This window comes from Dinoroseobacter sp. S76 (assembly GCF_049801095.1).
Lineage (GTDB): Bacteria > Pseudomonadota > Alphaproteobacteria > Rhodobacterales > Rhodobacteraceae > Dinoroseobacter.
The window spans coordinates 72,225-84,395 of record NZ_JBNAGH010000002.1 but is presented as its reverse complement, the minus strand read 5'-3'; the positions used below and the strand labels follow the sequence as shown (position 1 = coordinate 84,395).

Annotated in this window: 13 protein-coding genes; 6 read left to right on the top strand and 7 right to left on the bottom strand. The window is 63.1% G+C overall.

Annotated features, from left to right (window positions below; all coding sequences use genetic code 11):
* Positions 1-178: 178 nt before the first annotated feature.
* The gene (locus ACP153_RS06175; protein ID WP_424970108.1) at positions 179-2,002 is read left to right on the top strand and encodes an extracellular solute-binding protein; all 1,824 of its coding nucleotides are present in this window, start codon (positions 179-181) and stop codon (positions 2,000-2,002) included.
* Positions 2,003-2,024: 22 nt separating this feature from the next.
* On the opposite strand, the gene ACP153_RS06170 is transcribed toward ACP153_RS06175, so the two are convergent.
* The 4 genes from ACP153_RS06170 to ACP153_RS06155 all read right to left on the bottom strand — a co-directional run bounded on the left by ACP153_RS06170 (position 2,025) and on the right by ACP153_RS06155 (position 5,028).
* The gene (locus ACP153_RS06170; protein ID WP_424970107.1) at positions 2,025-2,732 is read right to left on the bottom strand and encodes a DUF502 domain-containing protein; all 708 of its coding nucleotides are present in this window, start codon (positions 2,730-2,732) and stop codon (positions 2,025-2,027) included.
* 108 nt (positions 2,733-2,840) lie between these two features.
* Positions 2,841-3,749: a pseudouridine-5'-phosphate glycosidase gene (locus ACP153_RS06165; protein ID WP_424970106.1), complete on the bottom strand. Its 909-nt coding sequence runs from the start codon at positions 3,747-3,749 to the stop codon at positions 2,841-2,843.
* On the bottom strand, positions 3,746-4,642 hold the full coding sequence (locus tag ACP153_RS06160; RefSeq protein ID WP_424970105.1) for a PfkB family carbohydrate kinase: 897 nt from the start codon (positions 4,640-4,642) through the stop codon (positions 3,746-3,748). Before ACP153_RS06160 ends, ACP153_RS06165 begins: the two co-directional genes overlap by 4 nt.
* A gap of 50 nt (positions 4,643-4,692) precedes the next feature.
* Positions 4,693-5,028, bottom strand: coding sequence for a cupin domain-containing protein (locus tag ACP153_RS06155; protein ID WP_424970104.1), 336 nt, complete (start codon positions 5,026-5,028; stop codon positions 4,693-4,695).
* A gap of 207 nt (positions 5,029-5,235) precedes the next feature.
* On the opposite strand from ACP153_RS06155, the gene rpsB reads away from it, so the two are divergent.
* The gene (rpsB, locus tag ACP153_RS06150) at positions 5,236-6,012 is read left to right on the top strand and encodes a 30S ribosomal protein S2 (protein ID WP_424967420.1); all 777 of its coding nucleotides are present in this window, start codon (positions 5,236-5,238) and stop codon (positions 6,010-6,012) included.
* A 90-nt stretch (positions 6,013-6,102) separates the two neighbouring features.
* Complete coding sequence (gene tsf / locus ACP153_RS06145) at positions 6,103-6,975, top strand: translation elongation factor Ts (protein ID WP_424970103.1); 873 nt, start codon at positions 6,103-6,105, stop codon at positions 6,973-6,975.
* A 299-nt stretch (positions 6,976-7,274) separates the two neighbouring features.
* Here tsf and ACP153_RS06140 read toward each other — a convergent pair whose 3' ends face one another.
* Entirely contained in the window at positions 7,275-8,021 is a 747-nt protein-coding gene (locus tag ACP153_RS06140; protein WP_424970102.1) for a LuxR family transcriptional regulator, read from the bottom strand.
* A complete protein-coding gene (aroQ, locus tag ACP153_RS06135; protein WP_424970101.1) occupies positions 8,018-8,461 on the bottom strand; it encodes a type II 3-dehydroquinate dehydratase in 444 nt (147 codons plus the stop codon). The genes ACP153_RS06140 and aroQ overlap by 4 nt, the downstream gene beginning before the upstream one ends.
* Before the next feature lie 188 nt (positions 8,462-8,649).
* Here aroQ and otnK point away from each other — a divergent pair, with 188 nt between their 5' ends.
* The 3 genes from otnK to ACP153_RS06120 are packed head-to-tail and all read left to right on the top strand — an operon-like array spanning position 8,650 to position 11,317.
* Entirely contained in the window at positions 8,650-9,912 is a 1,263-nt protein-coding gene (otnK, locus tag ACP153_RS06130; RefSeq protein WP_424970100.1) for a 3-oxo-tetronate kinase, read from the top strand.
* Positions 9,909-10,559 (top strand): aldolase, encoded by a 651-nt coding sequence (locus tag ACP153_RS06125; RefSeq protein ID WP_424970099.1) that lies wholly within the window; start codon positions 9,909-9,911, stop codon positions 10,557-10,559. Before otnK ends, ACP153_RS06125 begins: the two co-directional genes overlap by 4 nt.
* Positions 10,556-11,317 carry a hydroxypyruvate isomerase family protein gene (locus ACP153_RS06120; RefSeq protein ID WP_424970098.1) on the top strand — a complete coding sequence of 254 codons (762 nt, stop codon included), beginning with the start codon at positions 10,556-10,558 and terminating at the stop codon, positions 11,315-11,317. The genes ACP153_RS06125 and ACP153_RS06120 overlap by 4 nt, the downstream gene beginning before the upstream one ends.
* Positions 11,318-11,487: 170 nt before the next feature.
* Here the strand turns inward: ACP153_RS06120 and ACP153_RS06115 are convergent, their stop codons facing one another.
* The gene (locus ACP153_RS06115) at positions 11,488-12,114 is read right to left on the bottom strand and encodes a helix-turn-helix domain-containing protein (protein ID WP_424970097.1); all 627 of its coding nucleotides are present in this window, start codon (positions 12,112-12,114) and stop codon (positions 11,488-11,490) included.
* Positions 12,115-12,171: the final 57 nt, after the last annotated feature.

Below are 12,171 nucleotides of genomic sequence, written 5' to 3'. Positions count from 1 at the left end.
CGCACGAAGCGGGCGTTAAGTCATTGAGGCAGGTTTCATACAGGCAAGAAACCTATCGAGCAGTGACTCTGTTATAGGCAATCGCCTGCGCGCATCCAAGGGAAAAGTTTGCAGCGCCCCTTGGGCATCGCTACGGTTTGAAACAAACCACACCTAGAGATGGGGATCAGAGCAGGTCATGAAACGGTTCGGCGCGACAAAACGACTGGGGGCGCTCCTTTGCGGCTGCGTGATCACAGTGGCCAGCATGGCCCGGGCGGAGCCTCAGCATGGCATCGCTATGTATGGTGACCCGGCGCTTCCACCGGATTTTGTGTCTCTGCCCTATGCCAATCCGGACGCGCCGAAGGGCGGGCGGATCGTCACCGGCGAGGTTGGCAGCTTTGACAGCCTCAATCCCCATATCCGCAAGGGTCGTGTCCCATGGCAATTGCGATTTCTGGCCTATGAGAGCCTGATGGGCCGCTCCTACGACGAACCCTTTGCGCTCTATGGGCTTCTCGCCGAATCGGTGGAGGCGGATCCCGAGGGGCTCTGGGTGGAATACACCTTGCGACCCGAGGCGCGATTCTCCGATGGCAGCCCGGTCACGGTGGAGGATGTGCTCTGGTCCTATGAGACCCTCGGCACGGTCGGGCATCCGCGCTATCTCGGCGCCTGGACACAGGTCGCCTCGGCGGAGGCTGTGGGCGCGCGCACCCTGCGCTTCACCTTTGTCGAGCCGAACCGGGAGCTTGCGCTGATCATGGGCATGCGCCCGGTGCTGAAAAAGGCCCAATGGGAGGGGAAGGATTTCGCAGAATCCGGTCTCGACGAAATCCCGATCACCAGCGCGCCCTATATCATCGACAGCTTTGAGGCCGGGCGCTATCTGACCCTGCGCCGGGACCCGGGGTATTGGGGCCATGACGTGCCTTATCGCCGGGGGACCCAGAACCTCGATGAGATCCGGATGGAGTTCTTTGGCGATGCGGGCGTGATGTTCGAGGCGTTCAAGGGCGGGTTGATCACCACGATCCGCGAGACCAATGCCGCGAAATGGGATCAGCAATACGATTTCCCGGCGATCCGCTCGGGCGAGATGGTCAAATCCCTCATCCCCCATGAGCGCCCCTCGGGCATCATCGGCTTTGCCATGAACACCCGCGACGGGGATTTTGCCGATTGGCGCGTGCGCTCGGCCATGATCCACGCCTTCAATTTCGAGCTGATGAACAACACGCTCAATGGCGGGGAGGAGCCGCGTGCGACTTCTTACTTCTCGAACTCCGAGCTCGGCATGCGCGAGGGACCGGCGGAAGGGCGCGTCGCCGAGCTGCTCGAGCCCTTTGCCGAGACGCTGATCCCCGGCACGCTGGAGGGGTACAGCTTGCCGGTCTCGGACGGGTCCGAGGCGAACCGGCGCAACATCCGTAAAGCTCTGCGCCTGATGGAGGAGGCGGGCTATACGATCGAGCAAGGTGTCATGACCCGCCCCGATGGCACGCCCATGACTTTTGAGATCCTGGTCGCGCAAGGCAGCTCCGAAGTGCAGTCCATGATCAATATCTACGCCAAGGCGCTGGAGCGTCTGGGGATCGAGATCACCACCGCCACCGTGGACAGCGCTCAGTATCGCGAGCGCACGGATGCCTATGATTTCGACATGACCTATTACCGGCGCGGTCTGTCCCTGAGCCCCGGGAATGAACAGCGGCTCTACTGGGGCGCGGACGGGGTCGAGACGCCCGGCACGCGCAATTGGATGGGCATCTCGGATCCGGCGGTAGAGGCGATGATCGATGCCATGCTGAACTCCGAGAGCCATGAGGACTACGTCGCTGCGGTGCGCGCCCTCGACCGGGTGCTGACCGCCGGGCGCTATGTGATCCCGATCTGGTACAGCCAAGTGTCGCGCATCGCCCATGACGCGGACCTCACCTATCCCGAGGCCTTGCCCGCCTATGGCGATTTCATCGGGTTTCAGCCGGATGTGTGGTGGTCGAAATCGGCGGGGAACTGACCCGCTCCGCCCATTTGTGGGATCAGATCGATTTGATCCAGGCTTGTTCGCGGACCTTCTTGGGGTCCGTGTCTGGATAGACCAGACCGGCGGAGATCACGAGCTTCGCCGCATCCTCCACGGACATATCCAGCACTTTCACATCGCGTTTCGGCACGAACAGCAAAAAGCCCGAGGTCGGGTTTGGCGTGGTCGGCAAAAAGACCGAGATCATCTCATCCTCGCCCTTGGCCGCAATCTCCCCTTTGGCGGAGGTCGAGATGAAGGCGATCGCCCAGATGTTCCGACGCGGATACTCCACAAGACAGGCCTTGTCGAAGGACGTGCTGCCCGAGGCCAGCACCGTCTCGGCGATCTGCTTCATCCCGCCATAGACCGAGCGCACCACCGGCATCTGCGTCACCAGCCCTTCGGTCCAGCGGATCACGGACCGGCCCAAGAGGCCCTTGGCCAGCCAGCCGATGATCAGCGTGAAGAGCAGGAAGAACACGACGCCCACGCCGCGGATGTCCACGGTGACGTCAAAATACTCCTTGATCAGCAAGACCGGGTTGTAGCGCGCGGGCACAAAAGGCAGCACCCAGCTGTCGATCAGGCCGACCACGGACCAGACCAGCCACACCGTCACCGCGATGGGGGCAATCACGATCAGTCCGGTCAGGAAGTTCGCGCGCAGCCGGGCAAAGATGCCGCGTTTCGGCACTTGGCGTGGATCGGGATCGAGTTTCACGGGCACCAGCTCTCACGGGGTCGGTCGGGTTGTATCTAGGCGGCAGAGGGGGCGCACACAAGCGCGCACTGCCCAGACTTGCGCCGCTCCGCGACGTTGAGCCGCTTTTCAGCGCGTGGCGACCAATGCGGAGGCAATCTCTGCGCCGAGCCGGGCGTTGTTGCGCACAAGCGCGATATTCGCCGTGAGGGAGCGGCCCTCGGTGGCTTCAAAGATCCGACCAAGGAGGAAGGGCGTCACATCCTTGGCGGCGATGCCCTGGGCGTCGGCCTCGGAGAGTGCGGCCTCGATCACCGGCAGGATCTGATCCTCGGGTAGGGCGTCCGCCTCCGGGATCGGGTTGGCGATCAGGTGACCGCCCTTGAGGCCAAGCGCCGCCCGGGTCGCGATGCAGGCGGCGATCTCGGTCGCGCTCTCGACGCGCAGAGGCGCGGGCAGGGTGCTTTCGCGCATCCAGAAGGCCGGGAAGCTGTCCGTCCCGTTGCAGAGCACGGGCACGCCGAGGCTCTCCAAAAGCTCCAGCGTCTTGGGCAGATCAAGGATCGCCTTGGCCCCGGCGGCCACCACGGCCACGGGGGTGCGAGCGAGCTCATAGAGATCCGCAGAGACGTCAAAGCTTGTCTCCGCCCCGCGATGCACGCCGCCAATCCCGCCCGTGGCAAAGACCGCGATCCCGGCCATATGGGCGGCGATCATGGTCGACGCGACGGTGGTCGCGCCGGTGCGCCCGGTGGCCAGCGCATAGGCCAGATCCGCGCGGCTGAGCTTGAGCACGTCTTGCGCCTGGGCCAGGGTCGACAATTCGGCCTCGGTCAGGCCCACATGGAGCTGCCCTTCGAGCACGGCGATGGTCGCGGGCACGGCTCCGGCGGCGCGGATATCCGCCTCGACCTGCTGCGCGGTCTCGAGGTTTTGGGGATAGGGCATGCCATGGGTGATGATGGTGGACTCGAGCGCCACCATGGGGCGCCCTTCGGCCCGGGCCTCGGCGACCTCGGGAGCGTAGCGGGGGGTCATTCGGTCTCAGTCTCCGATTGCGAGATATAGCGCGCGGCGGCGTCCACCGCGGCGGCAAGGGCAGTCTCCGGGTCGGCCCCGGCGATCTCGGCGGCCATGTGACCGGCCATGAAGGTATCGCCCGCGCCGGTCACCCGGCGCACGGGCACGGGGGGCGGAGCGACAGTAAAGGAGTGGCGCGCAGAGGCATCCGTCGCCGGGTTCGCCCCATCGGTGATCACGACCCGGTGCGCCCCCATGCCCAAGAGGATCGAAGCCGCCTGCTGGGTCGTCTGGCTCGGGTGGTCCGAGATCAGATTGGCCTCAATCAGGTTCACATGGAGCGTCGCGTCCGAGGCGGACAGGAAAGGCAAAAGCCGCTTGGCCTTGCCCGGGGAGGCCGGGGCCACCCGCAGATCCGCCCGGGCAAAGAGCGGACTGCGTGCGATGTCGTTCAACATCTCATCGGTCAGGTTGCCGTCCAGCGCCACCATCCCGCGCCAGGGCTGCTCCGCCGAGCCAAGACGGCCATCGGCAAGCGGGGTCAGGATCGCGTCGCCCGCATCCTCCAGCGAATGGGCGTCGGCAATGGCCGCGATGAGCCCGTTGCTGCCCTCAATCGCCATGTAGCGATCCGTGGGCCGGTCGCTGCGATAGACATGCTCGGTGATCATGCCCATCTCGCCCGCCCGGGACAGAAGCTCATCGCCCTCGGCATCCGTGCCCACCGCCGACAGGAGCGCGGGGAGCAGGTCAAACCGACAGAGCGTCATCGCGATATTCATCGCCACGCCCCCCGGCACGCGCCGGATCAGGCCCGGCACGTCATAGCCGGATTTCATCTTGATGGGGGCATGGCCGACCGTGTCCCACAGGACCGCGCCAATGCAGAGAACGTCAGGAGAATGTGCCATGGCCAAGCTCTTTCACACCGCGCGGGCCGGGTCCAGAGAGCAGATGCGCCTCAGCCCCGGAGCGGGTAGCGATCCGGCTCTTCGAACATGTCCACAGCCACGGTGCCCGCAGTGACCTTGACCGCATGTTCCATGCCCGAGGGAATGTCATAGCTCTCGCCGGGACCATAGGTGCGGGTCTCGCCGTTCATTGTCAGCGTGACGGACCCTTCGAGGACACTGCCCCATTGGCCCTTGTGGCTGTGCGGAGGCAGCTCCACATCCTGATGAAACCGGAAGAACACGACGAGTGCTGTCTCCGAACGCACCACATTGGTGGTGACAACATCGTCCGGAAAAGGCAGATCCAGAGCGGGCAGGGCATCGAGAAATGAGGGCAGGGGCATGGTCTCTCCTTGGCAAGCGGTCATGGTCTGACGGAGCGAATGATCGCCCAACTCTGGCAGGGGTTGCAATCCCGGCCAGACCGCCGTAAAGCACGCGCACTTCACAGGAGGGGCTTGGGCCCTTGAGGGAGACATCCTCAAGACGTCCGCCGGTTGAGCATCTGCTCTATGGTCCCTCTCAGGCGCAAACCGGAAAGGAACTTTGGAATGGCGCTTCCCGATTTTACAATTCGCCAGCTGCTTGAGGCAGGCGTGCACTTTGGTCACCAGACCCAGCGTTGGAACCCCCGCATGGGCCCGTATATCTACGGCGACCGCAATGGGATCCACATCCTCGACCTGACGCAGACCGTCCCGATGCTGGACCAGGCGCTGCAAGCCGTGCGCGACACCGTCGCCAAAGGCGGTCGTGTTCTCTTCGTCGGCACCAAGCGTCAGGCCCAGAAGCCGATCGCCGAAGCCGCCGAGCGCTGTGCACAGTATTACATGAACCACCGCTGGCTGGGTGGCACGCTGACCAACTGGAAAACCGTGTCCAACTCCATCGGGCGTCTCAAGTCCATCGATGAGGCCATGGAATCGGGCTTTGAAGGCCTGACCAAGAAAGAGCGCCTCGGCATGGAGCGGGACCAGGGCAAGCTGCAAGCTTCCCTAGGTGGTATCCGCGAAATGGGTGGCGTGCCGGATCTGATCTTCGTCATCGACGTCAAGAAAGAAGACCTGGCCATCGCCGAAGCCAACAAGCTGGGCATCCCGGTTGTGGCGGTCGTGGACACGAACTGCTCCCCCGATGGCGTGGACTACGTGATCCCGGGCAATGATGACGCGGCCCGTGCCATCGCGCTCTATTGTGACCTCGTGGCCCGCGCGGCGCTGGACGGCATGTCCGCACAGCTCGGTGCAGCTGGCGTTGATCTCGGCGAGCTCGAAGAGGGCAGCGTCGAAGAGGCGATCGCCGAAGAGCCCGCAGCCGCCGAAGGCTGAGGGGCCGGGGCCTCGCCCCTGTCACATCACTGACATGCGGACCGGGCACATCCCGGTCCGACCCGTTGATCAATTTCAGGAGAAACCAAAATGGCGATCACCGCTGCATTGGTAAAAGAGCTGCGCGACAAGACCGGCGCCGGCATGATGGACGCGAAAAAAGCGCTGACCGAGAATGATGGCGACATGGAAGCCGCCGTGGACTGGCTGCGCACCAAGGGCCTCGCCAAGGCTGCCAAGAAATCCGGCCGTACCGCGGCAGAGGGCCTCGTGGCCGTTGCCGTCGAAGGCGGCACCGCCGTGGCACTGGAAGTGAACGCCGAGACCGACTTTGTGGCCAAGAACGCCGAATTCCAGGCCATGGTGTCGAGCTTTGCTCAGGCTGCCCTGGGTGTGGACAGCGTCGAGGCCCTGAAGGGCGCCTCCGTCGATGGTGGCACCGTCGAAGAGGTCCTGACTTCCAAGATCGCGACGATCGGTGAGAACATGTCCGTGCGTCGCATGGCCAAAGTCACCGGCGACAGCGTTGTCAGCTATGTCCACAACCCGGCCACCGAGGGCATGGGCAAGATCGGCGTGCTCGTCGCGCTGAACGGCACCGACAATGGCATCGGCAAGCAGATCGCCATGCACGTGGCGGCGGCCAACCCGGCCTCCCTCGGCGAGGCGGATCTGGACCCGGCGCTGCTTGAGCGTGAGAAGAACGTTCTGACCGAGCAGGCCCGCGAATCCGGCAAGCCCGAGCAGGTCATCGAGAAGATGATCGTCGGCCGGATGAAAAAGTTCCTCTCCGAAGTGACCCTGCTGGGTCAGTCCTTCGTGGTGAACCCGGACCTGACCGTGGAAGCGGCTGCCAAAGAGGCAGGCGTGGAAGTGACCGGTTTCGTGCGCCTCGAAGTGGGCGAGGGGATCGAGAAGGAAGAAGAAGACTTCGCCGCCGAAGTCGCCAAGATGAACGCCTGATCCTAGGCCCATCGCGAAGATCGAGAAGGGGACCCGTTGCGGTCCCCTTTTTCATGCCAAACGCAAAGCCACGACACTTAACTCAGTTGGGCGGATTGAGATGTCGGCTGAGCGGAGTTGATCAATATTCTCCCCCCAGCCGACGTGTCTTCAGGTGACGAATAAATAACTGCCGCCACTCCTAGGACGTGCTCCATGGCCTAAAGCCACCACTCACGGAACATCACGACACTGCCACCAACGTCTCTGTGACGAAAGTGTGGAAAACCTTACCTATTGGTCAAATTCATGTATTCGATCTATCGGTAGGTGAAGATCTGGTTTTGAACAGAAGCCTTTAGCACAGCCTGCGCCGTCGTCTGTGCGTTCATCGCTTCGCGCGCGAGCCGCAAGTGTTTTTCCACTGTTGCCTGTTTTCGACCTATTAACACGCAGATTTCCGGGATTGTTTTTCCCTGCGCAACCCACTCCAGCACTTCACGTTGACGTTTGGTCAAACGATTCGAGTCCGGGGCGGGAAGCTTCGTAACCGTCAGGTGCATAACGCGATTCATCAAAACGATCTCTGCGCCATGCGCGGCCCAGATCCCGTCTAGGTCCTGCTGCGTCTGTCCCGGCGCGCCCGTGAGGCTGATCGCGCCAAAGGCCCGGTGCGCCAGATTGCGGAAGCTGATCGTGTAGCCCGCCGCAATGCCGAACTCGCGGTTCAAGGCCTGGATTGGCGGCAGGGCGGCGCCGTTCGAGCCTGCGACGTCATGTCCCGCAATCTCACGCCAGCTCAGCGCCCCATCCGAGGCCTCTGCCCATTGGATCACCGGGTCGGTCCGCAGAAGATCCTCTGCAAGATAGCGGTCGAGATAGTCCGGATCGTGATTGCTCAGGATCAGCGCATCCTGCCGGTCGCCGAAGGACGCGGCATTGGCCAACCGCGAATACCCGTAGAGCAGACGGTCGAAGCCGAAGGCCGCCATCTGCGCGCAATGCTGTGTCCACACTGCGTCGACAGAGGTCCCAGACACCAGTTTTTGCAGGTGATCCAGCGTCAAGAGCGGTCCTTCCGCAGATGTGCGACCAAGCCCTCCAATGCCAGTTCATAGCCCTTCGCACCGAAGCCGCAGATCAGCCCCAGCGCCACCGGCGACAGGTAGGAGGTGTGGCGGAAGCTCTCGCGCGCATGGATATTCGACAGATGCACTTCGATACAGGGCAGCGCAACGGAAGCCACCGCATCCATGAGCGCGATCGATGTGTGGGTATAGGCCCCGGCATTGATGATGAGCCCCGCGCTCGTGGTCCGAGCCTCATGGACCAGATCGACCAGCGTGCCCTCATGGTTGCTTTGGTGAAAGGTGATGCTCGCCCCGAGAGCCTCGGCCTTGGCGGCACACATGGTCTCGATATCCTGCAGGGTCGTCGAGCCATAGACTTCCGGCTGACGTGTTCCCAGCAGGTTCAGGTTGGGGCCGTTGAGAATCGTGATCTGCATGTGTCGTCCGGGGTTCCGCCGCAAATTCAATCTTAACCTGTTAACAGACTTCCGTGCCAAGTCTAAGTTTTTTGCAACGCGGCCAGAGGGATACTGCCGATCTCCGCGCGGTTGACCCCTTGTGGAGCGCCCGGGTGAATGTCACTCTGCGCGCGGGGGGCGCTCGGGCGTCCAAGGGGAGGATCAAGATGGGCGCCGTTCTGGGCTGTATCGCCGACGATTTCACTGGAGCAACGGATCTGGCGGGGTTGCTCGCGCGCAGCGGGGCGGCGGTCAGCCTGCGGATCGGGGTCCCCGACGAAAGTGAGGCGGAGACGGCTGCGGAGTTCGAGGTGATTGCCCTGAAATGCCGCACCGCACCGGTGGAGGAGGCCATTGCCAGCTGCCGCGCGGCCCTGGGCTGGTTGCAGAGCGCGGGCGCGTCGCGCTTCTTCTGGAAATACTGCTCCACCTTCGATTCAACGCCCGAGGGCAATATCGGCCCCGTGGCCGAGGCCCTGATGGCCGATCTCGGCGCGAGCCAGACGATCTATTGCCCGGCATTCCCCGAGAACGGGCGCTCGATCTTCATGGGCAACCTCTTTGTGGGGCAGCAACCGCTCCATGAGAGCCCGATGAAGGACCATCCGCTGACGCCCATGCGGGATGCGAACCTCATGCGCCTGCTTGCGCCGCAAGTGCGCGGCGAAGTCGGCCTGATCGATCGTCTGACCGTCGCCAAGGGGCCGGAGGCTGTCCGGGCGGCCTTGGCGGAGCATGCTTCAAACGGGGTCGCTCATCTGGTGGTCGATGCGGTGGCCGATGCGGATCTCGCGATCATTGCCGAGGCATGTCAGGACATGCCGCTTTTGACAGGCGGCAGTGCCATCGCGCAACCACTGCCTGCGCTCTATGCCAAGGGGCAGGGGGCGCCGCAACGCGGGTCCGCGCCCTCCGTCCCGGAGGGCGCTCTCGTTCTGTCGGGCAGTTGCTCGCAGATGACCCGTGCGCAAGTGGCGGCCTATCTGGCGCAGGCGCCGGGCTATAAACTCGATCCATTGGAGCTCGCGAAGTCCGGTCCCGGCGCGGCTCTCAACTGGCTGAAAGGGCAAGCGCCTGAGCAGAACCCGTTGATCTATGCCACGGCAGAACCAGACGAGGTTCGGCGCGCGCAATCCGAACTGGGTGTCTCCCAAGCCGGAGAGGTCGTGGAGCGCGCCCTCGCCGCCATCTCCGTCGCCGCACGGGACCAAGGCACGCGCCGGTTTGTCGTAGCCGGCGGCGAAACCTCCGGAGCCGTGACCAGCGCGCTTGGCGTCACGCGGCTCGACATTCGCGAGGAAATAGCCCCCGGCGTGCCCTGGTGCTTTGCAAAGAGCGCCGGGTCCGACATCGCCATCACTCTGAAGTCCGGCAATTTCGGCGCCGAGAGCTTCTTCGCCGACGCGCTCGTGAAACTGGACGCATCATGAGCGCCGAGGCGCGTCTGCGCGAGCAACTGTGTCTGCTTGCGAAATCCATGTTCGACCGCGGACTGACCGGTGGCAGCACGGGAAACATTTCGGCGCGCACCGAAGATGGCGGGCTGCTGGTCTCGCCCACGGGCACCAGTTTCGGCCGGCTCGATCCCGGTCGGTTGAGCCGGTTTGACGGGCAGGGGCGCTTGGTCTCCGGCGACAAGCCCACCAAGGAAATGCCTTTGCACACCGCCTTTTATGACACGCGCAGCACCGCGGGCGCTGTGGTTCATCTGCATTCCTGTCACTCGGTGGCGCTCTCGATGATGCCCGATGTGGACCCGGACAACTTCCTGCCGCCGCTGACACCTTACGGGATCATGAAGCTGGGTAAAGTGAAGCTCCTGCCGCTGTTTCTGCCGGGCGATCCGGCCATGGGCGATGCGGTGCGTGGGCTGGCAGGCAAGCGCAGCGCCGTGATGCTCGCCAATCACGGTCCGGTCGTCGCGGGCAAGGATGTGGAGGCCGCTTGCAACGCCATCGAAGAGCTTGAGGCGACCGCACAGCTCGCCATGATGACACGCGGCTTGGCTCCGCGCGCGCTCACGCCGGAGCAGATCTCGGATGTGGTCACCACCTTCGATGTGGAGTGGGATTCATGAAGTTCTCCGCCAATCTCGGTTTTCTATGGAATGACAGACCACTACCGGACGCTATTCACGCGGCTAAGTTGGCGGGATTTGACGCGGTCGAATGCCATTGGCCCTATGACACAGACCCGGCTGAGGTCAAGGCGGCGCTCCAGGAGACCGGCTTGCCCATGCTCGGACTCAATACCCGACGTGGAGACGTCGCAGGTCGCGAGAACGGACTTGCAGCGTTGCCAGGACGTGAAGCCGAAGCGCGCGCTGCCATCGAGGAAGCCGTCACTTACGCCAATGCGATCGATGCCGGTGCGGTTCATGTCATGGCGGGCTTTGCGCATGGTCCCCAAGCCCAGGAGTGCTTTGTTGATAGCCTGCGCTACGCCGTTGATCTTGCAAGCAAAACCGGGCGCACAATCCTGATTGAGCCGCTCAACCGCTATGATGCGGCGGGCTATTTCTTGCAGACCACTGACCACGCGAAGGCGATCATCGCCGAAGTGAACGCGCCAAATCTGAAGCTGATGTTCGATTGCTATCACGTGCAGCTCATGGAGGGCGACATCACGCATCGCCTGAACGCGCTCAAGGACATCATCGGTCACATCCAATTCGCGAGCGTCCCGGACCGTGGTGCGCCGGATCACGGCGAACTGAACTACGCGCATGTCTTTGCGGAAGTCACGCGCCTCGGTTGGTCAACACCGTTAGGCGCAGAATACAAGCCTCAGGGCGCGACCGATGACAGCTTGGGGTGGTTGCGGACGTTTTCATAGCGACGGGCGTGGCGACAGCGGGTTCAGAAAGATCCCGTAGCGTGCTGAACCAAAGCGATAAAACAAACAGTCCTTACGCAAAAGCATATCCATTTTAATTACATAATACGGATTACAGGTCTTACGTATGCGGAAATGCGGGTGCCCCATCTCAACGAGCAACCGCGGTTTCAGGCCATAGACGTGACCCAGAGAATGCTCGCATCCTCCTCGCTCGTGGAGATCACATTGTGCCCCATGGAAGCATCGTAATACGCGCTGTCGCCGCGGCGCATGTCCACGGGCTCGTAGAACTCGGTGATCAGCCGGATCGCGCCGGTCAGCACGTAGAGGAACTCTTCGCCGTCATGGCGCACCCAGCCGTCGAACTCGTCGAAGCTTCGCGCGCGCACCCGAGCCCGGTATGGCAGCATGTTCTTCTTCGTCAGGCTGGCGCCCAGCAATTCGTGCTCATAGGTCGCCGTAGGATGCGGCTCGCCATCCTCGCGGCGTGTCACGGACATCCGGCCATTGACCTGAGCTTTGCGCGGTGGCGTGAAGAGCTGCGGGACTGATATCTCCAAACCGTCGGCCAGTTTCTTCAAGGCTTCATAGGTTGGCGACATCTGACCATTCTCGATCTTCGACAAGGTCGAACGCGCCAGACCGGCCTGTCCTGCGGCCTGCTCCAGCGTCCAGTTGCGCGCCTTGCGCAGCTCACGGACGCGCACGCCGAGGTTCAACGGCTCCACAGGCGTGCTGTCGCCGCTTTCGCGGGCCAAACGGATCAAACTGGGTTCGGTATCAGGCTTCGTCATGGCTCTATTGTCCGGAATTGCGCGGCGACTTGCAACCGCCCGGCGCGCGGCCTAGCA

What these genes read in the sequence shown, in the direction of transcription:
- ACP153_RS06160 (WP_424970105.1), bottom strand. Translation starts at nt 4,642, where the DNA reads ATGGCACATTCTCCTGACGTTCTCTGCATTGGCGCGGTCCTGTGGGAC.
- tsf (WP_424970103.1), top strand. Translation starts at nt 6,103, where the DNA reads ATGGCGATCACCGCTGCATTGGTAAAAGAGCTGCGCGACAAGACCGGC.
- otnK (WP_424970100.1), top strand. Translation starts at nt 8,650, where the DNA reads ATGGGCGCCGTTCTGGGCTGTATCGCCGACGATTTCACTGGAGCAACG.
- ACP153_RS06115 (WP_424970097.1), bottom strand. Translation starts at nt 12,114, where the DNA reads ATGACGAAGCCTGATACCGAACCCAGTTTGATCCGTTTGGCCCGCGAA.
- ACP153_RS06155 (WP_424970104.1), bottom strand. Translation starts at nt 5,028, where the DNA reads ATGCCCCTGCCCTCATTTCTCGATGCCCTGCCCGCTCTGGATCTGCCT.
- ACP153_RS06125 (WP_424970099.1), top strand. Translation starts at nt 9,909, where the DNA reads ATGAGCGCCGAGGCGCGTCTGCGCGAGCAACTGTGTCTGCTTGCGAAA.
- rpsB (WP_424967420.1), top strand. Translation starts at nt 5,236, where the DNA reads ATGGCGCTTCCCGATTTTACAATTCGCCAGCTGCTTGAGGCAGGCGTG.
- aroQ (WP_424970101.1), bottom strand. Translation starts at nt 8,461, where the DNA reads ATGCAGATCACGATTCTCAACGGCCCCAACCTGAACCTGCTGGGAACA.
- ACP153_RS06165 (WP_424970106.1), bottom strand. Translation starts at nt 3,749, where the DNA reads ATGACCCCCCGCTACGCTCCCGAGGTCGCCGAGGCCCGGGCCGAAGGG.
- ACP153_RS06175 (WP_424970108.1), top strand. Translation starts at nt 179, where the DNA reads ATGAAACGGTTCGGCGCGACAAAACGACTGGGGGCGCTCCTTTGCGGC.
- ACP153_RS06120 (WP_424970098.1), top strand. Translation starts at nt 10,556, where the DNA reads ATGAAGTTCTCCGCCAATCTCGGTTTTCTATGGAATGACAGACCACTA.